Origin of the sequence: Pseudoselenomonas caprae, assembly GCF_008271345.1 — a bacterium.
Classification (GTDB): Bacteria; Bacillota; Negativicutes; order Selenomonadales; family Selenomonadaceae; genus Selenomonas_A; species Selenomonas_A caprae.
In genome coordinates this window covers 36153-55251 of record NZ_VTOZ01000005.1, presented here as the reverse complement: position 1 = coordinate 55251, position 19099 = coordinate 36153, and the positions used below count along the sequence as shown (strand labels likewise).

Here is a 19099-nt window from a genome sequence, read left to right as displayed (position 1 = left end):
CGGAAGATTTCTCTTCCCGCTGGCTTAAATTGCATGCAAAACAACATGCCTTTTCTCGTCCCGACTATACGGTCGGCTCCGGAATCTCACCGGATCATGCTCCCTAGGGCTCGCGGGCTATACCGCCGGTGGGGAAATTCTCCCCGCCTCAAAGACAAATCTCAAGTCTTATTATAGCACGCTTTTATCCATCCTATCAATATATCTTGTAATCAGAATTTGAATTTTGCCGTCGCATCCTGCAGCTCCGTCGCCATATTGGCCAGGGACTGGGACGCCGAAGCGATTTCCTCCGTCGATGCCGACTGCTCTTCCGTTGCGGCCGAAATCGTCTGCGTATGCGCAGCCGCCTTGCGGCTGACTTCGTCGATTTCTTCCATGGTTCCGACAATCGAGCTGGCACCGCTCGAAACCTTATGCACCCGCGTATTCATGTCCGCTACTTCTTCCTTGATATCATGAACTTTCGCGATGATACGTCCGAACTGATCGCCGACCTCACGGATAGCATCGGTACCGAGCTGGATCTGCTCCGTACTTGCTTTCATCGAACCAACCGCCTGATTCGTATCGCTCTGGATCGACGTGATATGACGCTTGATGTCTTCGGCTGCTTCCTGGGATTCAGCGGCCAGCTTGCGGACTTCCTCCGCCACCACCGTAAAGCCGCGGCCCTGCTCGCCGGCACGGGCTGCCTCGATAGCTGCATTGAGGGCCAAGAGGTTTGTCTGCTCGGCAATGGCCGAGATCGTCTCCACGATCTTGCCGATCTGCTCGCTGTTCTTGCCCAGCTGCGATACGATGGCTGCCGATTCCTGGGATGCCTGCTCGATCAAAGCCATCTTTTCCATCGCCGACTGCATGAGTGCACTGCCCGCAGCCGCCGTATCGTTGGTCTCATTGGTGCGCGCATTGACATGCTCCATGCCCTTGGCCACATCGTTGATATGGCCGACCACTTCTTCCACGACATCCTTCGCATGATCGACGCTGGCCGCCTGGTCGCTGACCCCCTGGGCCACATCCCCCACGGACACTGCCACGCTGTTGGCGGCCTCAGCCGACTGCTGGGCACTGGCCGTAAGCTCCTCGGAGGATGCTGCCACCTGCTCAGCGGCGGCGCTCATCTTCTGAATGAGACTGCGGATGTTCTTGTTCATGGTATTGAAAGCCTGGGTGAGCTGACCGATTTCATCGGTACTTTCCACCGGCAGGTCGGCCATGCGCAGATTGCCATCAGCCAGCTGAACCGCATGCTCGTTGAGTCCCAAAATCGGCCGCGTGATTTTCTGGGCGAAATACTGGCAGACAAACATCATCAGCGCAAAACCGACGAGCGTCAAAAGACCAAATACCCAACGCATATGCTTGAGCGCTGCAAATACAAAATCCTCCGGCACCGCAATGCCAATCAGCCATTCCGTCGAAGGCACCTTCGCATAGGCAAACACGATATCATTACCATCACTGCTCGTCGTAAAGTAACCGGATTCCTTCCCCTGCATTTCCTTGAAGTGCTCGCCAAAGCCATCGACCTCAGCAAAATTCTGCATAGGTTTGCCAAGGCCGGCCGTCGCGAGGATGTTGCCCGTCTTCTCTAAGATGATGCCCTGGCCTTCGCCATGGTACTCGATATTCTTTACCTGCTCATCGAGTGCATCAAGCGAAATATCGTTGCAGACCGCACCGATAAACTGCCCGTTGGCCTTGACCGGCGCAATGGCCGAGATGATGAGCTTATTCGTGATGGCATCGACATACGCATCGGTGAATTCCACCTTGTCGTCCTTCTTGGCCTGCTGATACCACGGACGTTGCGTCGGGTCTTTTTGACCGGTCAGATTGCCGCCCGTCGAGGAAGCGAAATACTTATCCTCCATGCCGAGCGTGACACCCATGACATCGGCCTCCGACGATGCCGATTGCAGGGCTGCGTTGGTCTGCATGCTGGCCTTGTCCCCATTATACGCCGTCATGACATTGGCCGTATGCGCAGTCGACGCCTGCTTGGCCATAAGCCAGCCATCCACATCGGACACCTCTTTGGCCACCACCGTGCGCAGCTCATTGTCAACACTCTACGCCAGGTCCGAGCTGGCTATATAGTAGCCCGCAATCGACACCACAGCCATCAAGATCCCCATGATCCCCGACAACACTAGAAACTTTTGCTTGATTCCCATTCACATTTCTCCTTCTGCATATGGTATTGGATCTATAAAAACAGCCTGGGCTGTCCTTACCGACTGAAACGATTGCTGCGATTAGTTGCTTGATGAAAGTAAACTATCTCCCATTTGCAAAGAATCCGAGCTGCCATTCCGCAGCCCGGATTCTTTGCTATTTCCCTGCGCCTTCCCCAACAGCCCGCAATGATACACTGTCACAGAAATACGCCTTGCTTTATTAAGAATAGATTATAACACAAGGACAAAAGGAAAGCAAGAAAACCTTTTCTTTTGTACACTTATTGTTTATGTATACATCATATGTACATATATGCTTATATATCAAGATTTGTCTGTGAGGATTACACGCGCCTCGTATGGCTGGAGCCAGCCATTTTTATGCGCTGCGTAATTCGCGATGAGCTCTCTGCCCGGCAGTCCATCCAGCAAATTGCACGGAACCTCCCGCTCCGTCCAGTTCGCTGCCACCGTCAGCACCTGCCCGTCAAGCTCACGCTGATAGGCGTAGATTTCCCCGCTGTCCTCCAGCAGCGGCCGAAACCTTCCATAGACGATGATTGGGTAGGTATGGCGCAGCTTGATGAGCTGCTGGTAATAATAGAACACGGAATCCTTGTCTGCCAGTGCCGCCTTGACGTTGATATCCGTATAATTCGGATTGAGGGCCAGCCATGGCTTGCCCGTCGTGAAACCGGCATTTTGCGTATCGTCCCACTGCATCGGCGTGCGCGCATTGTCGCGGGCCACCGTATCAAAGCAGGCGAGCAGCGTCTTTCCATCCACGAGCTTTTTGTCCACCACGAGCTCCTGCCAGGCATTTTTCTCCTCGATATCCGCGCAGTCCGCTACCGAATGGAAATGCATATTCGTCATGCCGATTTCCTCGCCTTGGTAGATATAGGGCGTCCCCTTCTGCATGTGCAGCACCGTGGCAAGCATCTTGGCCGACTTCACGCGCCACTGCGGCGCATCATTGCCGAACCGCGAGACCGCCCGCGGCTGGTCGTGATTGTCCCAATAGAGACTTCCCCAGGCCTTGCCCTCCAGTTCCGTCTGCCACTTATTGAGGATCTTGCGCACATACGGCATCTTCGGCGGGTTCTTCGTCCACTTGCCGATGACCGCCTCCGAGTTGGCGGCACCATCCGTGTGCTCAAAATGGAAAACCATGCCGAGCTCCGTCCCCGCACTATTGGCGTATTTCTTGGCCTCCTCGACCGTAACGCCAGCTGCCTCCCCGACGGTCAGCAAATCATACCGCGAGAGCACCCGGCGATTCATTTCCTGCAGGTACTCATGCACATGGGGCCCGTTGCAGACATAGGCAAACATATCGCTATAGCCGTCTTCATGGACAGGCCCATCGGGGAAATCCGGATGCTTGCTGATCATCGAAATGACGTCCATGCGGAACCCGTCGATACCCTTCTGGCACCACCAGTCCATCAGGTCAAACACCTCATCGCGCACTTTGGGATTATCCCAGTTGAGATCCGGCTGCTTGCGGCTGAAACAATGCAGGTAATACTGGCCGGTTTGCTCATCATACTGCCAGGCCGGGCCGCTGAAACACGAAGCCCACTTATTCGGTGCCCCACCATCCCGTGGATCTTTCCAGATATAGTAGTCGCGATAAGGATTATCCTTGGACTTACGGCTTTCGATAAACCACGGATGTTCATCCGAGGTATGGTTGACCACCAGATCCATGACGATGCGGATATGGCGCGCATGTGCCTCCGTAAGCAACCGGTCAAAATCAGCCATCGTGCCAAAGTCATCCATGATGGCACGATAATCCGAAATGTCATAGCCATTGTCATCATTCGGCGACGCATAGATCGGCGAAAGCCAGATCACATCGATGCCCAGCTCTGCCAGATAATCCAAGTGCTCCGTGATGCCATTCAGATCCCCGATGCCATCGCCATTGCTGTCGGCAAAGGACCGCGGATAGATCTGATAGATCACAGCTTCCTTCCACCATGCTCGTTTCTCTTGTTCCATACCATATGCCTCCATTTTTTTCTTGACTTACGCTTCTAGACTTCCCTTTTCCTTCGCAAGAAACCTGCTGAAGCGGAAACCAAAAATGGATATCGGTACAATCTCTGTACCGATATCCAAGCAATCATGCCATATGTTTTTCGAGCGCCGCCACGGCATGGCGTACGCAGTCATCGCAGGAGCAAAGCACCTGCTTCGTCTTGATGCCCTTGAGGTCTCCGCAGATGGTTGCCCCGGCAGCCGCCTTGAACTCCGCATTCATTTCGCGGGCGATTTTCTTGCTGGCCACATTGTCATTCTGCATCAACCCGACCACCATAACCGCACCACAGAACGCACCACAGGTACCCTCCATGCTGCCCATACCGGAGCCAAAGCCTGCTGCCCAAGCCTTTATCTCCTCTTCAGATTTTCCGTGCATATCACGGAACGCACACAGCACAGCCTGCGCGCAATTGCACCCGCCATGCAGATATTCCACAGCCTTTTCAGCCCGAACGCTATTTACTGCCATCATGATTCCTCCTAAAATATAACCTGCCTTTATCTTACACGATTAACCCCCAAAGTGCAAAAAAGAATCCTGCCGTCAGACAGGATTCTTTTGCGTTAGGCCTGAATGTCAACCAGAGCGCCGAGATTGGGGTCAAGGCTTGCTTCCATCTGCTCGAGAAGTTCTTCCGGGCCTGCCTCGGCCGTCTCCATCGCCATCTTGAGGACAGCGACGCCCATATCCTGACCGGCCTGTGCCTGATGCATGCCTACCGACATAGCGGCAATGCTCATATCCATATCGTGCACCTCCTATCACACATCCTTGTGCCATATATATTATCGGCTGAAACAGCCAAATACTTAAATAGCAAAATGCCTGCCAGGGGCACCGCCCCCTGCAGGCACTATCTTGTCATTCACAGAAATATTTCATCGAAGTCTTCTTCCACTCTTTCTTGGAATAGAGCTTCGTATGCTCGCTGATGCCGCAGGCCTTGCCGAGTTCCTCGACAATCTGCTCGCATTCCTCACGGCTATGGCCATGCACCATCGTATAGAGGTTGTACGGCCAGTCCGGTGCCGTATTGCGGTCATAGCAGTGCGAGACCGACGGGCTCGCCGCCATCTTCTGGGCCACCTCATCCAGCCGTGCCTCAGGCACCACCCAGGCGACCAGGACGTTGGCGCTGAAACCGACCTCACGGTGGCGCAGCACCGCCCCCATCTTGCGGATGACCTTCTGCTCTTCGAGCACCTTGACACGAGCCAGGAACTCCTCCTTCGAGACCCCCGCCTGATCAGCAAGCACCTGATACGGCTCGGCGACCAAGGGGAAATCTCCCTGCAAGGCGCGGATTATCTTCTTATCAAGTTCTGTCATTGCTGTTTCTTGTGCCATCATCTCTACCCCGGTCTTCCTCATCAATGCAGCTTGAACTGTACATTGATCTTGTATTTCTTGTTCGCCTTGAGATTCAGCAGATCCTCAACGCCAGGCAGTGCCTCGACCTCATCGAGGATCTTCTTCTCCGTCTCCAGGCACGGCGTCAGCAAAGTGAACCAAAGGTTATAGCGGCCCTCGCGCTCATAGTTGTGCGTGGCCCCCGGGTAGCGGTTGATGGCCTCAGCCACCGTCTCGATCTTGTCCGGCTCGACACGCAGTGCTACCAGCGTGCCCTTATAGCCCAACTTGTTCGAATTGAAGAACGTGCCGATGCGGCGCAGGTATCCCTCCTGCTTCAGCATCTGCAAGCGCGTCAGCACCGTCTGCTCATCGGTGCCCAGCTCGTCAGCCAATGCGGCGAATGGATGGCTGCAAACCGGCAGATTGCCTTGCAGCAGATTGAGTAAAGACTTGTCAAATGACGTAAGCTCTTTCATGGTATATCCCTCTCCCTAATAAATACACCGTTCCGATTCTTATCTATGCTGCTCATTTCCCCCAGATGTGAATCGGATTCATATTTCTTTACTCTTATTCTACCAAACTATCCCCAATGACGTCAAGTAAATCTGAACGGCCTTCATTTTTCAGTGACGAATACGGCAGCACCGACAGCTCCGCGACGCCGAGCTTGCGCTTGATGGCCGCAATGCTTCTCTGCCGCACCGTCTTGCCAATCTTGTCGCACTTCGTGGCCACGATCAGCACCGGAATATTGTTCTTTACGAGCCATTCAAACATCTCGACATCCGAAGCCATCGGTTCATGACGGATGTCGATGAGCTGGCAGACGAACTGCAGCCGCTGGGAAGTCAGCAGATATTCCTCGATGAATTTTGACCAGATCTTGCGCTTCTCCTTGCCCGTCTTGGCATAGCCATAGCCTGGCAGGTCGACAAGATAGAAGGCCTTGCGGCCCTCGACCTCGGCAATCTTTAGACCGACTTCAAAGAAATTGATGGTCTGCGTCTTGCCTGGCTGCGAGGAAACGCGCGCCAGATTGTTGACCCGTGTCAGCGAATTGATCAGCGACGACTTGCCGACATTCGAGCGGCCGATGAAGACAATCTCCGGCAGATCGTTTTCCGGATACTGATCCTTCTTGACCGCCGAAGCCACATACTGGCCCTGGGTGATGATGACTCTATCCTTCTTTGTGCTCATGCTTTCATCTCCTTCATGAAGAAACCTTCCCCAAAGGGAAGGCTCTTCTTACATCAATGCGGTTTTCAATACCTGATCCATCGATTCCACTGGCACAAACTCCAGCTTCTCGCGGACCGATTCGGGTATATCTTCGATGTCGCGTTCGTTATCCTTCGGCAGGATGATTGTCTTCATGCCCTCACGATAAGCAGCCAGCACCTTCTCCTTGAGCCCGCCGATTGGCAGCACCGTGCCGCGCAGCGTGATTTCACCCGTCATGGCCACGTCGCTGCGCACCTTGCGGTTTGTCAGCGCCGAGATCATGGCCGTTGCCATCGTGATGCCGGCCGAGGGGCCGTCCTTCGGGATAGCTCCCTCAGGCAGATGGATGTGGATGTCTTCCTTCTCATAGAAGTCCTCTGGCAGCTTCAGCTTGTCCGAGCGGCTGCGGATATAGGTAAGGCCTGCCTGCGCCGACTCCTGCATGACATCGCCGAGCTGACCGGTCAATATCAGCTTGCCCTTGCCCTTGAGCACCGAGACCTCCGTCGGCAGCAGCGTGCCGCCGACCTCTGTCCAGGCCATGCCGGATACGACACCGACCTGCGGTTTCTTCCTGCCCTTGGGATCGAGATACTTGACCTTGCCGAGGAAATCAGTCAGATTCTTTTTCGTCACCTTGATGGGTGCCTCTTCGCCCTCGACAAGACGGCGCGCCGCCTTGCGGCATACCTGCCCGATGACGCGCTCAAGCTCGCGGACGCCAGCCTCGCGCGTGTAATTCTCGATGATCTTGTCGATCACCCCTGCCCCGAAGTGGATATCCTTGGCCTTGAGCCCGTTCTGCTCACGCTGGCGCGCGACGAGATAGCGCTTGGCAATCTCGCGTTTCTCGATTTCGGTGTAGCTTGACAGCTGGATGATCTCCATGCGGTCGCGCAGAGCCCGCGGGATATTGCTCAGGTTATTCGCCGTGACGATCCACATGACTTTTGACAAGTCAAAGGGCAGCTCGATGAAATGGTCGCTGAACGTCGAGTTCTGCGCAGGGTCCAATACCTCGAGCAGTGCCGCCGACGGGTCGCCACGATAGTCCATGCTGAGCTTGTCGACCTCATCGAGCAGGAACACCGGATTGCAGGTGCCCACGTTGCGGATGCCCTCGATGATACGGCCCGGCATGGCACCGATATAGGTGCGGCGATGGCCGCGGATTTCGGCCTCATCGCGCACACCGCCCAAGGAGGCCCGCACGAACTCACGGCCCGTCGCCCGCGCCACCGACGAGGCCAACGACGTCTTGCCGACGCCTGGCGGCCCCACGAGGCACAGAATCGGCGCACTCTTGTCCTTGGCCAGCTGATGCACAGCCAGGTAGTCGAGGATGCGGTCCTTGACCTTCTTGAGGCCATAGTGGTCATGGTCGAGGACCTTCTGCGCCTCGCCGATATCGACGGTATCCTCCGACTGCTTGCGCCAGGGCAGATCCAGCAGCCAGTCGATATAATTGCGGATCACATTGTTTTCCGCATTCATGCTGCTCATACCATCGAGGCGGTTGATTTCCTTCTCCACGGTCTTCTGGACCTGCTCAGGATAATCGCCCTCCGCCAGCTTGCGGCGTGCCTCCTCGATATCGGCAGTCTTGCCGTCCTTATCGCCGAGCTCCTCGCGGATGGCCTTGATCTGCTCACGCAGATAGTAATCCTTCTGGATCTTATCCATCTGCTTGCGGACCTTGCGGCCGATTTTTTGCTCCAGCTGCAGGATCTCGAGCTCACGTGCCAGCACCTCGTAAAGCTTCTCCAGGCGCGCCTTGATGTCGATGGCAGCCAGCAGTTCCTGCCGCGTCTCCAGCTTCAGGTTCAGATGGCTCGCGATGAGGTCAGCCAGCCGGCCGGCATCGTCGATGATGGCGACAGATACCAGCGTCTCAGGCGGGATCTTCTTCGAGAGCTTGACCCACTCCTCAAACTCATGCACTACGGCACGATTCAGTGCTTCCATGCCCATCGACGTATCGATCCTGTCTTTATACTCTTCGATGTCGACTTCGGCATAATTCTCGGTCTCGCGGTAAGCCTTGATGATAGCGCGGTGCTGGCCTTCGACCAGCACGCGCACGCTCTCGCCCGGCATCTTGACGATCTGGCGGATTTCAGCCACCGTACCGACCGTATAGAGATTTTCCATCTTGGGTTCATCGACTTCTGCATCCAGCTGGGCCGTCAGCATGATCTCCCGATCATCCACCATAGCCTGCTCCAGCGCCGCCATCGAGCGGGTGCGTCCCACATCGAGATGAATCATCATGTACGGAAAAACCATCATGCCGCGCAGTGGCAGCAATGGCAAAGTACGTATCTCGGCCATACTATCCCCTCCTTTTCTTTTTAGATAAGAACAAGGCGCTGCCGCGGCAGCGCCTCATTTTATTCCGGCTGCCGTCAGGCAGTCTCTTCTTCACTGTCCTTTGCCTTCTTATCGATGGTCAGGACAGGATCTTTTTTGGTATTGACGGTGTCCTTGGTCACCCGGCAGGCCGTTACGCCCGGGATCGACGGCACATCATACATGACATTGCGCATGATTGCCTCGATGATAGAACGCAGGCCGCGCGCGCCAGTCTTGCGCTTAAGCGCTTCCTTGGCAATCTGACGCAGGGCATCATCATCAAACTCCAGCTTGACGCCATCCATATCCAACAGCTTCTGGTACTGTTTGACCAGTGCATTCTTCGGCTGGGTCAGGATGCTGATCATCGCCTCTTCATCGAGCGAATCCAGCGTCACCACGACCGGCAGACGGCCGATGAACTCCGGGATCAGGCCGTGCTTCAAGAGATCCTCCGGCAGCAGCTTGCGCAGGGTATCGCCCACGGAGCGCTTGCGTTTGGACTTGATATCGGCGCCGAAGCCCATCTGCTTCTGGCCCAGACGGCCCTCGATGACCTTCTCGATGCCATCGAAAGCACCACCGCAGATGAACAGGATATTCGTCGTATCGATCTGGATGAGTTCCTGATGCGGATGCTTGCGGCCGCCCTGGGGTGGTACCGAAGCCGTCGTGCCCTCGAGAATCTTCAGCAGTGCCTGCTGGACACCCTCGCCCGACACGTCACGCGTGATCGACGGATTCTCCGACTTGCGGGCAATCTTATCGATCTCATCGATGTAGATGATACCGCGCTCAGCCTTCTCCACATCATAGTCCGCAGCCTGAATGAGCTTCAGGAGGATGTTCTCGACATCCTCGCCGACATAGCCGGCCTCCGTCAGTGACGTGGCATCAGCGATGGCAAACGGCACATTCAGGATACGGGCCAGGGTCTGGGCCAGCAGCGTCTTGCCGCTGCCCGTCGGACCCAGCATGAGGATGTTCGACTTCTGCAGCTCCACATCCTCACCTTTCACGGTCCCCATGTTGACGCGTTTGTAATGGTTATAGACAGCAACCGCCAAGCTCTTCTTGGCTTCGTCCTGACCGATTACATACTGATCCAGGGTAGCACGGATGTCCTTCGGTTTTGGGACGTCCTTGAGTTCTACCTCTACATCTTCGCTGAACTCTTCCTCGATAATCTCATTGCAGAGCTCGATGCATTCATCGCAGATATAGACACCAGGACCAGCAACCAGCTTGCGCACCTGTTCCTGCGTCTTGCCGCAGAACGAGCACTTGAGCTGTCCTTTTTCATCCCCAAACTTCAACATTCCATCACCCCTTAGTCCTTAGATTCCGTTTTCTTGCTTTTTTTCGGACGGGTAATCACTTCATCAACGAGGCCGTAGGCCTTAGCCTCCTCAGCCGTCATAAAGTTATCGCGCTCCGTATCGTTGTTGACCTCTTCCAGCGTCTTGCCCGTGGCATTGACGATGATATCGTTGATGACATCACGGATACGCTGGATCTCACGGGCCTGGATCTGGATGTCCGTAGACTGACCCTGAGCACCGCCCAGCGGCTGGTGGATCATGATGCGCGAATTCGGCAGGGCAAAACGCTTGCCCTTGGCACCTGCCGTCAGCAGCAGCGAGCCCATGCTGGCTGCCTGACCAATGCAGATGGTCGACACGTCCGGTTTGATATACTGCATGGTATCGTAGATAGCCAGACCGGCAGTAACAACACCGCCCGGGCTATTGATGTAGAGGTAGATATCCTTGTCCGGATCCTCAGACTCGAGGAACAGGAGCTGTGCCACGACTACATTGGCTACATTGTCGTCAATCGGACCGCCCAGGAAAATGATGCGGTCTTTGAGCAGGCGCGAATAAATATCATACGCGCGCTCGCCCCGATTCGACTGCTCTACTACCATTGGTACATAACTCATAGATATACCCCCATTATCAGGGTCTGCTTACTCAGCAATGCTATCGATGATGAACTGTGCCGTCTTCTTGCGGAGTACGGATGCAGCCAGATCGCCGATACGACCCTGCTCCTTGATGATTTTCTGAACCTGCTGCGGCGTAGCGCCATAAGCAGCTGCCATAGCAGCAACTTCTGCATCCAGATCCTTAGCTTCAACCTTGATATCCTCAGCTTTGGCAACTTCTTCCAGCATGAGATCCGTCTTGACGTTCTTCTCAGCCGTCTCACGGTAATCCTCACGGATCTTGGCGATGTCCGTGCCAGCATACTGCAGGTACTGCTCGAGCTTCATGCCCTGCTGCTCGAGGCGCATAGCCATTTCCTGGATCATGGACGTTACGCGGTTGTCGATCATGACAGCCGGGATGTCAACCGTCGTGTTGTTCGTAGCCTGCTCGATTGCAGCGCTCTTCTGGTCATTCTCAGCCTTGCGCTCAGCGTTCTCCTGCAGGTTCTTGCGGATGTCAGCCTTGAGCTCATCGAGGGTCTCGAAGGTGCTGACTTTCTTAGCGAGCTCGTCATCGATAGCCGGCAGCTCTTTCTGCTTGATGCTGCGGACCGTGCATTTGAACGTAGCGTCTTTGCCAGCCAGCTCTTTTGCATGGTACTCTTCCGGGAACTTGACGTTTACTTCCTTCTCCTCGCCGATCTTAGCGCCGATCAGCTGCTCCTCGAAGCCCGGGATGAAGCTGCCGGAACCGATCTGCAGCGGGTAGTCCGTGCCCTTGCCGCCCTCGAAAGCCTCACCATCGACAAAGCCCTCGAAATCGAGCGTCGTGAAGTCGCCATCAGCAACAGCAGCACCTTCCGGAGCATCAACCATCTTGCCCTGACGATCCTGGAAGTTCTTGAGCTGTTTCTCAACGTCTTCGTCTTTGATCTCAACAGCAGCCTTCTCTACTTTGAGGCCTTTGTATTCGCCGAGCTTGACTTCCGGACGCGGCGTAACCGTAGCCTTGAATACGAGATCCTTGCCGTCCTCAAGCGTAACGATATCGATGTTCGGGCGCGTTACCGGCTCGATCTTCTGCTCAGTCAGAGCCTCATCGAAAGCTTTCGGAGCTACGAGATCGAAAGCTTCCTGCATCAGAGCATCCATACCAACGTGACGCTCAACAATCTTGCGCGGAGCTTTGCCCTTACGGAAGCCCGGGATATTTACACGGTTAGCCAGACGCTTAGCTGCACGCTCAACCGCCTTGGAAACCTCTGCTGCTTCAACTTCAATCGTCAGAGTAACCTGCTGGTTTTCACCATTCTCAACCGTAACCTTCATTGTCTGAAATGACCTCCTGTAATATCTGTTTCTAAGTGACGACACAATAAAACTATTTTACCATCTACTATGTCATACTCTTGTCATAATAACATAAAGTGCGCAGAAACACAAGAATTTCTGCGCACAGCATTAAATATTTGTCAAAAAGTCAAAAATCACTTCACCAAGCTGCTCATACGCTCAATCGGCATCGTAAGATCCACATGACCGCCGAGCGTCTCCACCTTGTTTCCCTCAATCAGGATCTGTACCTTTTTGATTTCCGGGAATTCCGTCAGCGTGTTGACCACAGAGCCGACCAGCATCTCTTCTCCCGTCGAGCCGCCCGTGAAGTGCTTGACAAGATCCTGGTTGAAGTCAACATAGGCCGTATCACCCTTGACCTTGACGCTCTTGACCTTCGCCTGCTTCGGGATGATCGTGGTCTGTCCCTTTTGCTTCGTACCGGTCAGCAGGGATTTCATCGCCGCTGCATATTTGCCCGCAGCATCGGTTTTGATGGTGCGCTTAACGGCAACGAGCTTCAGTCCCTGGTCATCCGGATAGTAGACCTTGATGTCCAGTTCCTTCGCCGCCTCTTTCTTATCGGCCGAGGAGACAGCCGCACTGCCAGCCGATACTGCCCCATTGCCAGAAACAGACGCCGAAGAGCCGTTCACCGTCCCCTTCTCGTTGTTCGGGTCGCAGCCAGCCGTCACCAGCAAAGCCAGCGTCATCATCGCCAGCAGGATGTATTTCATTCTTTTCATCATCTATCACCTCTTCATATATCAAACGCTGCGGAAATAGCGGGATATCGCCCGGGCCACAGCCATCGCCAGCTTCTGCTGCTGGCTGCCTGAGCTCAGCAGCCGTTCCTCACGATAGTTCGAAATGAAGGCCAGCTCGATAAGTGACGACGGCATATTCGTATGCTTGATGACATAGAAGTTCGCCGTCTTCACGCCGCGGTTGAACAGCCCCATCTCCTTATCGAGTTCCTCATTGAGCAGTGCTGCCAGCCGCTTGCCCTGCCGTGAACCAGCGTAATGATACGTCTCCATGCCATTAGCCGAAGGATTCGAGAAGGAATTGCAGTGGATCGACACAAAGATCTCTGCCGAAGGATCGAAATTGGCTACATTGCAGCGCGCTTGGAGTTCCTGGGCCGCTGTACTGTTAGGCCCATAGACATCCACATCCTTCGTGCGGGTCATGACCACGCGGGCACCGGAGTTCTGCAGGATCGCCTGCACCTTCTTAGCTACCGCCAGCGTGACTGTCTTCTCAGCCACCCCCGTCGGGCCCACGGCACCGCTGTCACTGCCGCCGTGCCCTGCATCGATGACCACCGTATGTCCCTTCACGCCACCGACACTGCCTGCGGCAGGTTCCCCTTCGGGCTCCAGGATATCGATGACCAGCCGGTACGGCTTCTTGGCCTTGCGGTCGCGATCCAGCGTATAAACCTTATAATTTTCCGCCTGTACATCACTTGTGAAATCGATGCGTACCTGCGTATGATTGCGCTGCAATTCCGCAATGCGGACACGGCTGGCCAGACTGCTTTTCATTTTGATTGTCTTGCGCAGCTCACCCGGCATCGTATTTTCCATATCAATGACCAGCTGCTTTGTCAGATACGGTCTTGTCGAGACCTTGTACTCGAGCTTGTCACGATCCATGCCAATCTCAATGCGCAGGGCCTTGCGGCCATCAACGGTCGTCTCCGAAGTCTGGAAATAGTTCAGCTCATGGTCCTGCACCGGACGTGCAGCTTCCGCCGCCCCCGGCAGCAGCATCATGACAGCCAGCAGGACGATTCCCGCCCAACTTGCCCAGCGGAATAGCGTATTCATCAAGGTTCCTCCTTAGTTTCCCCAGCCTCTTACTCTTTGAGCAGATCCAATGCTTCCTGTTCAGCCTGTTCTGTCGCTTCCTTATCATAGGAAAGCTCCAGCTTCAGATAGTCGCCTTCCCCTACCTGTTCGGGCAGGCAGCTCACAGGAAAGTTTACCTTCTTCATGTCATCACCGAGCAGCAGGACAGCCAGATCGCCCTCTATCCGGTCGATATATGCGCTTATCATTGTGCCGCCCCCTGTTCTGCCGTCACCTCATAGCTATTGCCATCGGTCGTCACCGTTATCGTGCCATTCTTATCGGTCTCATAGACCTTGGCCTTGAAGACCTCACCTTTGTCATTCTTGACGATCTTCGTCTTCTTCGTCTTGCCATCGCGGCGGTCCGTAAACTTCGGCTCAGCCAGATAGCGTGCCAGGATGTCCGGATGCGGATGTCCATAGTCGTTGCCCTGACCGCAGGAAATCAGCACCGTCTCCGGCCATACGGCCTTGAGGAAATGCACCGACGATGCCGTAGCACTGCCATGATGGCCAGACTTCAGGATGGTGCTGCGCAGATCTGCCGAATGTGCTGCCAGCAGCTTCTCCTCGGCATCTTTTTCCGCATCCCCCGTCAGCAGCATCGAAAATGCGCCGCAGGTCAGTTTACCGACTACCGATTCATTGTTCGGATCGTGTTTATACCCCGGCGTTGCACCTTCTTTCGCCAATTCAGCCGAAGGATACAGCGCCTTAAACGACACCCCGTTGCCAAGATCCAGCACATCGCCATCCTTGAGTGCATGGCGCTTGATGCCCTTGGCTTTAAGTTCTTTCATATAGCCGATGTAGATCTTGGACGTCGACGGCATGCCGTTGTCGTAGACCTCACCGACTTCATATTCCTTGAGCAATAACGCCATGCCACCGATATGGTCAGCATGCGGATGCGTCAGGATCACCTTGTCGATCCTCTTGACGCCAGCCTTGTCAAGCTCGCGCTTCAGCTTGTCGCGCTCATCGACATCACTCGTATCGACAAGCACCGTCTGCTCGGCCGTCTGCACGAGGATAGCATCCCCCTGCCCGACATTGAGCATCTTTATGGTCAGCTTGGCCGCCTGGGAACTCTCCACGGCAGCCGCCGTGCTGCTGGCTGCGGAGCTGCCGCCCGGCGCAGCGCCGCAGCCAGCCAGCACCGCGGCTGTCAGCATGACCAGCCCCAGTATTATCCCTATTTTCTTTCGCATGTCTGTCACCTCAAATCACCTGCAAGATATGACGGTAAATCCCCTCGGCCACGCCATCCTCATCTACGGATGGCAGGACAAAGTCAGCCTTGGCCTTGAGCTCATTGCCGGCATTGCCCATGACCAGGCTGGTACCGACCGCATCCATCATCTCCAGATCGTTGAGCCCATCGCCGAACGCACAGCTATCAGCTGCAGGAATCCCAAGATGCTCCAGCGCTCGTTCGATGCCTGTCGCCTTCGAGACATCCGCCGAGTATATCTCCATATATTTGAGCAGCGTCGGATCGATGAGGCCTGTAAGCCCCGGCCAGGCCAGCAACTCATGGAACAAGCCTCCCGCGTGCGGCGTCTCCGACAGGAACTCGATCTTGCCGATCTGCATTCCCGCCAGTGACGGGTCATACTCACGCACAAAATGATCCAAGCGGATATCGATAGAAGTGTATACCTTCTCCAGCGCCTTGTACTCCTCCTTCAGATAGACCGCAGGATGACTCTCAAGGATGTATTCCACCTGATTCTGCTCGGCTGCTGCAATCATCTTCTGCACCGTCGCCAGCGGCAAATCCTGCCGGAAGATGACCTGGCCTTCGACCAGCACGATAGCGCCATTCATCAGCACATGCCCATCAAACAGATCCGGGTCGCGCATCTCTTCGCTCAGATAGGCATAGGGCCGTCCCGAAGCGATGAACGTATGATGGCCAGCCTTGCGCAGCGCGCGGATGGCATCCTTCACCGGCGCGCTGATATGCGTCTGCTGGCGATGGATGTTGATGAGCGTGCCATCGATGTCAAAGAAAATTGCCTTTCTCTTATCCGTCATGAAAAAAAAAGACTCCAATCTCTAGTAAACATAGAAGTATATCCACCTCTATACTACTAAAAATCAGAGTCTCATTCAAGCACTTTCAGGCTTCCAGACGCCTGTTGCCTGTTTTTTAATCTACATGCACCTGCTTGGCCTCAGCAGACAGGCAGAGTTTCTGCTCCGCTGCCAAGAGCTCCTTGGCAGCTTTGAGCTGGAGCTCAACCTGTCCATAGGAAGTGCCTCCCAGCGAGTTGCGGTTCTTGACGCAGGTCTCAGGGCTGATAGCCTCCTTGATATCATCGCCGAAAAGCGGCGAGAGCGCCTTGAACTCCTCGATGGTCATATCCTCGAGATACTTGCCCTTAGCGATGCAGTCATGCACCGCCGTGCCCGACACGGCATGTGCCTTGCGGAATGGCATGCCCTTCTTGACGAGATAGTCAGCCAGGTCGGTCGCGTTGGAGAAGTCCTCCGTCACCGCCTTCATCATGACATCCTTGCGCACCTTCATGCCGCGGATCAGCTGCGCGTAGACAGCCAGGCTGAACTTGACCGTATCAATGGCATCGAAGATGCCTTCCTTGTCTTCCTGCAAATCCTTGTTATAGGCCAGCGGCAGGCCCTTGACCGTCGTCAGCATCGCCATCAGATGGCCGATGACACGGCCGCTCTTGCCGCGGACAAGCTCGGACACATCGGGGTTCTTCTTCTGCGGCATCATCGACGAGCCCGTGCAGTGCGCATCGTCCAGCTCCACAAAGGAGAACTCGCGGCTGCACCAGAGGATCGTCTCCTCTGAAAGTCGCGACAGATGCACCATCAGGATCGAAGCCGCGCTGAGGAATTCGAGGATATAGTCGCGATCGCTCACGGCGTCGAGACTGTTCGTATAGATATTCTCGAAGTTCAGCTGCTTGGCGACAAACTCGCGGTCAATCGGGAACGTCGTGCCCGCCAGGGCTCCCGCCCCCAGCGGCATGATGTCAGCCCGCTTGTAGACACCCTCGAACCGTGCGAAATCGCGCGAGAGCATCCCGAAATATGCCAGCAGATGATGGGCAAACAGGATGGGCTGCGCACGCTGCAGGTGCGTGTAGCCCGGCATGATGGCATCGCCATACTTCTCAGCCGTCTCCACCAGCGCCTGCTGGAGGTTCTGGATTTCCTTCTGCACCTCCACGACCTGACGGCGCACATACATGTGCGTATCGAGCGCCACCTGGTCGTTGCGGCTGCGCGCCGTATGCAGGCGTCCGCCAGCTTCGCCGATAGCATCGGTCAGACGCTTCTCGATATTCATATGGATATCTTCGAGGTCCACCGAAAAGTCGAACTTGCCATCTTCAATCTGCTTGAGGACATCCTTGAGCCCGGCGATGATCTTATCCTTATCCTCTGCCGAGATGATACCGCATTTGGCCAGCATCGTCGCATGGGCGATGGAGCCCGCGACATCCTCGTGGTACATCCTCTTGTCAAAGCTTATGGAGGCCTGGAACTCATTGATCATCTCATCGGTGGTCTTTGTGAACCGGCCGCCCCACATTGCCTCACTCATTTATTCGTCTTCTCCTGCATCAGGGCGCGAACCTTGAGCGGCAGGCCGAACAGGTTGATGAAGCCCGTGCCATCTGCCTGGTTGTAGACATCATCATGTTCAAACGTCACGAATTCCTGGCTGTAAAGCGAATACGGGCTCGTGCTGCCTGCAGAGATGATGTTGCCCTTGTAGAGTTTGAGCTTGACAGAGCCCGTGACCGTCTGCTGCGTGCTGTTGACGAAAGCATCGAGAGCCTCGCGCAGCTGGCAGAACCACATGCCATCATAGACGAGCTCTGCATAGCGTACGCCGACCGTCTGCTTGTAATGGTACGTTGCGCGGTCAAGGCAGAGATACTCGAGCTCACGATGTGCATAGTAGAGCAGCGATCCGCCCGGATTCTCGTAAACGCCACGGGACTTCATGCCGACCAGGCGGTTCTCGCAGATATCGACAATGCCGACACCATTGCGCGCACCGATCTCGTTGAGCTCCGTCAGGAGCTCGACAGCGCCCATCTTCTTGCCATTCACGGCCACCGGCTCGCCCTTCTCGAAATCGATTGTCACGTATTCCGGCTTATCCGGTGCATCTTCCGGCGCCTTGGAGATCAGGAACATGCTGTTCTTCGGCTCGTTAGCCGGATCCTCGAGGTCAGAGCCTTCATGGGAAAGATGCCAGATGTTGCGGTCCATGGAGTAGGTCTTGTTCTCCGTTGCGATGGGGATGCCATGTTTCTTGGCATACTCAATCTCAGCGCTGCGGGAATCCAGATCCCACTCACGCCACGGAGCGATCAGCGTGATGTTCGGAGCCAGTGCCTTCACCGTCAGCTCGAAGCGGACCTGGTCATTGCCCTTGCCCGTAGCACCATGAGCGATAGCATCCGCGCCTTCCTGCTTAGCGATCTCGACGAGTTTCTTCGCGATGATCGGACGTGCAAAGGACGTACCGAGCAGGTATTTATCCTCATAGACAGCACCGGCCTTGAGCGTCGGCCATACATATTCTTTCAGGAACTCTTCCTTGAGGTCTGCGATGTAGACCTTGGAAGCACCAGACTGCAGGGCTTTATCGTGGACGACATCGAGCTCATCGCCCTGGCCGACATCGGCGCAGGCAGCGATGACTTCGCAGCCATCATAGTTTTCTTTGAGCCAGGGAATGATGACGGAGGTATCAAGACCACCGGAATAAGCGAGTACGACTTTCTTGATCTGTTTCTTTGCCATAGAAA

At 55.1% G+C, this 19099-nt stretch carries 18 protein-coding genes and 1 riboswitch; all 18 genes read right to left on the bottom strand.

The features are described from left to right. Positions 1 to 43 precede the first annotated feature (43 nt). Positions 44 to 160: riboswitch (FMN riboswitch) on the bottom strand. A gap of 52 nt (positions 161 to 212) precedes the next feature. After that, complete coding sequence (locus FZ041_RS03495) at positions 213 to 2054, bottom strand: methyl-accepting chemotaxis protein (protein WP_255449224.1); 1842 nt, start codon at positions 2052 to 2054, stop codon at positions 213 to 215. A gap of 456 nt (positions 2055 to 2510) precedes the next feature. Then, positions 2511 to 4196 carry a glycoside hydrolase family 13 protein gene (locus FZ041_RS03490; protein ID WP_149188540.1) on the bottom strand — a complete coding sequence of 562 codons (1686 nt, stop codon included), beginning with the start codon at positions 4194 to 4196 and terminating at the stop codon, positions 2511 to 2513. Between the two features lie 124 nt (positions 4197 to 4320). Beyond that, positions 4321 to 4713 carry a C-GCAxxG-C-C family protein gene (locus FZ041_RS03485; RefSeq protein ID WP_255449223.1) on the bottom strand — a complete coding sequence of 131 codons (393 nt, stop codon included), beginning with the start codon at positions 4711 to 4713 and terminating at the stop codon, positions 4321 to 4323. A gap of 92 nt (positions 4714 to 4805) precedes the next feature. Further along, entirely contained in the window at positions 4806 to 4988 is a 183-nt protein-coding gene (locus FZ041_RS03480) for a YjfB family protein (RefSeq protein ID WP_075441751.1), read from the bottom strand. Positions 4989 to 5103: 115 nt separating this feature from the next. Continuing rightward, positions 5104 to 5589: a siroheme decarboxylase subunit beta gene (ahbB, locus tag FZ041_RS03475; protein ID WP_075441979.1), complete on the bottom strand. Its 486-nt coding sequence runs from the start codon at positions 5587 to 5589 to the stop codon at positions 5104 to 5106. 23 nt (positions 5590 to 5612) lie between these two features. Further along, the gene (gene ahbA / locus FZ041_RS03470; protein ID WP_075441749.1) at positions 5613 to 6071 is read right to left on the bottom strand and encodes a siroheme decarboxylase subunit alpha; all 459 of its coding nucleotides are present in this window, start codon (positions 6069 to 6071) and stop codon (positions 5613 to 5615) included. A 94-nt stretch (positions 6072 to 6165) separates the two neighbouring features. Continuing rightward, positions 6166 to 6798, bottom strand: a complete 633-nt coding sequence (gene yihA, locus FZ041_RS03465; RefSeq protein ID WP_149188538.1) for a ribosome biogenesis GTP-binding protein YihA/YsxC — start codon at positions 6796 to 6798, stop codon at positions 6166 to 6168. Between the two features lie 48 nt (positions 6799 to 6846). After that, positions 6847 to 9153: an endopeptidase La gene (gene lon / locus FZ041_RS03460; protein ID WP_149188537.1), complete on the bottom strand. Its 2307-nt coding sequence runs from the start codon at positions 9151 to 9153 to the stop codon at positions 6847 to 6849. 74 nt (positions 9154 to 9227) lie between these two features. Then, the gene (gene clpX / locus FZ041_RS03455) at positions 9228 to 10493 is read right to left on the bottom strand and encodes an ATP-dependent Clp protease ATP-binding subunit ClpX (RefSeq protein ID WP_075441743.1); all 1266 of its coding nucleotides are present in this window, start codon (positions 10491 to 10493) and stop codon (positions 9228 to 9230) included. 11 nt (positions 10494 to 10504) lie between these two features. Continuing rightward, positions 10505 to 11116, bottom strand: coding sequence for an ATP-dependent Clp endopeptidase proteolytic subunit ClpP (gene clpP, locus FZ041_RS03450; protein ID WP_075441741.1), 612 nt, complete (start codon positions 11114 to 11116; stop codon positions 10505 to 10507). A 27-nt stretch (positions 11117 to 11143) separates the two neighbouring features. Further along, positions 11144 to 12433, bottom strand: coding sequence for a trigger factor (gene tig / locus FZ041_RS03445; protein ID WP_075441739.1), 1290 nt, complete (start codon positions 12431 to 12433; stop codon positions 11144 to 11146). 158 nt (positions 12434 to 12591) lie between these two features. After that, the gene (locus FZ041_RS03440; protein ID WP_149188594.1) at positions 12592 to 13185 is read right to left on the bottom strand and encodes a GerMN domain-containing protein; all 594 of its coding nucleotides are present in this window, start codon (positions 13183 to 13185) and stop codon (positions 12592 to 12594) included. 21 nt (positions 13186 to 13206) lie between these two features. Continuing rightward, positions 13207 to 14274: an N-acetylmuramoyl-L-alanine amidase family protein gene (locus FZ041_RS03435; protein WP_149188536.1), complete on the bottom strand. Its 1068-nt coding sequence runs from the start codon at positions 14272 to 14274 to the stop codon at positions 13207 to 13209. Between the two features lie 29 nt (positions 14275 to 14303). Further along, entirely contained in the window at positions 14304 to 14504 is a 201-nt protein-coding gene (locus FZ041_RS03430; protein WP_075441735.1) for a DUF3006 domain-containing protein, read from the bottom strand. Beyond that, positions 14501 to 15508 (bottom strand): ComEC/Rec2 family competence protein, encoded by a 1008-nt coding sequence (locus FZ041_RS03425; protein WP_149188535.1) that lies wholly within the window; start codon positions 15506 to 15508, stop codon positions 14501 to 14503. Before FZ041_RS03425 ends, FZ041_RS03430 begins: the two co-directional genes overlap by 4 nt. A gap of 10 nt (positions 15509 to 15518) precedes the next feature. Next, the gene (locus tag FZ041_RS03420; protein WP_149188534.1) at positions 15519 to 16337 is read right to left on the bottom strand and encodes an HAD family hydrolase; all 819 of its coding nucleotides are present in this window, start codon (positions 16335 to 16337) and stop codon (positions 15519 to 15521) included. 115 nt (positions 16338 to 16452) lie between these two features. After that, entirely contained in the window at positions 16453 to 17880 is a 1428-nt protein-coding gene (gene argH / locus FZ041_RS03415; protein ID WP_149188533.1) for an argininosuccinate lyase, read from the bottom strand. After that, positions 17877 to 19094: an argininosuccinate synthase gene (locus FZ041_RS03410; RefSeq protein ID WP_149188532.1), complete on the bottom strand. Its 1218-nt coding sequence runs from the start codon at positions 19092 to 19094 to the stop codon at positions 17877 to 17879. The genes argH and FZ041_RS03410 overlap by 4 nt, the downstream gene beginning before the upstream one ends. Positions 19095 to 19099: the final 5 nt, after the last annotated feature.

Excerpts from the sequence above, each read along its gene's own strand:
- FZ041_RS03490 (WP_149188540.1), bottom strand. The coding sequence starts at position 4,196 with ATGGAACAAGAGAAACGAGCATGGTGGAAGGAAGCTGTGATCTATCAG.
- FZ041_RS03485 (WP_255449223.1), bottom strand. The coding sequence starts at position 4,713 with ATGATGGCAGTAAATAGCGTTCGGGCTGAAAAGGCTGTGGAATATCTG.
- FZ041_RS03480 (WP_075441751.1), bottom strand. The coding sequence starts at position 4,988 with ATGGATATGAGCATTGCCGCTATGTCGGTAGGCATGCATCAGGCACAG.
- ahbB (WP_075441979.1), bottom strand. The coding sequence starts at position 5,589 with ATGGCACAAGAAACAGCAATGACAGAACTTGATAAGAAGATAATCCGC.
- ahbA (WP_075441749.1), bottom strand. The coding sequence starts at position 6,071 with ATGAAAGAGCTTACGTCATTTGACAAGTCTTTACTCAATCTGCTGCAA.
- yihA (WP_149188538.1), bottom strand. The coding sequence starts at position 6,798 with ATGAGCACAAAGAAGGATAGAGTCATCATCACCCAGGGCCAGTATGTG.
- lon (WP_149188537.1), bottom strand. The coding sequence starts at position 9,153 with ATGGCCGAGATACGTACTTTGCCATTGCTGCCACTGCGCGGCATGATG.
- clpX (WP_075441743.1), bottom strand. The coding sequence starts at position 10,493 with ATGTTGAAGTTTGGGGATGAAAAAGGACAGCTCAAGTGCTCGTTCTGC.
- clpP (WP_075441741.1), bottom strand. The coding sequence starts at position 11,116 with ATGAGTTATGTACCAATGGTAGTAGAGCAGTCGAATCGGGGCGAGCGC.
- tig (WP_075441739.1), bottom strand. The coding sequence starts at position 12,433 with ATGAAGGTTACGGTTGAGAATGGTGAAAACCAGCAGGTTACTCTGACG.
- FZ041_RS03440 (WP_149188594.1), bottom strand. The coding sequence starts at position 13,185 with ATGAAAAGAATGAAATACATCCTGCTGGCGATGATGACGCTGGCTTTG.
- FZ041_RS03435 (WP_149188536.1), bottom strand. The coding sequence starts at position 14,274 with ATGAATACGCTATTCCGCTGGGCAAGTTGGGCGGGAATCGTCCTGCTG.
- FZ041_RS03430 (WP_075441735.1), bottom strand. The coding sequence starts at position 14,504 with ATGATAAGCGCATATATCGACCGGATAGAGGGCGATCTGGCTGTCCTG.
- FZ041_RS03425 (WP_149188535.1), bottom strand. The coding sequence starts at position 15,508 with ATGCGAAAGAAAATAGGGATAATACTGGGGCTGGTCATGCTGACAGCC.
- FZ041_RS03420 (WP_149188534.1), bottom strand. The coding sequence starts at position 16,337 with ATGACGGATAAGAGAAAGGCAATTTTCTTTGACATCGATGGCACGCTC.
- argH (WP_149188533.1), bottom strand. The coding sequence starts at position 17,880 with ATGAGTGAGGCAATGTGGGGCGGCCGGTTCACAAAGACCACCGATGAG.
- FZ041_RS03410 (WP_149188532.1), bottom strand. The coding sequence starts at position 19,094 with ATGGCAAAGAAACAGATCAAGAAAGTCGTACTCGCTTATTCCGGTGGT.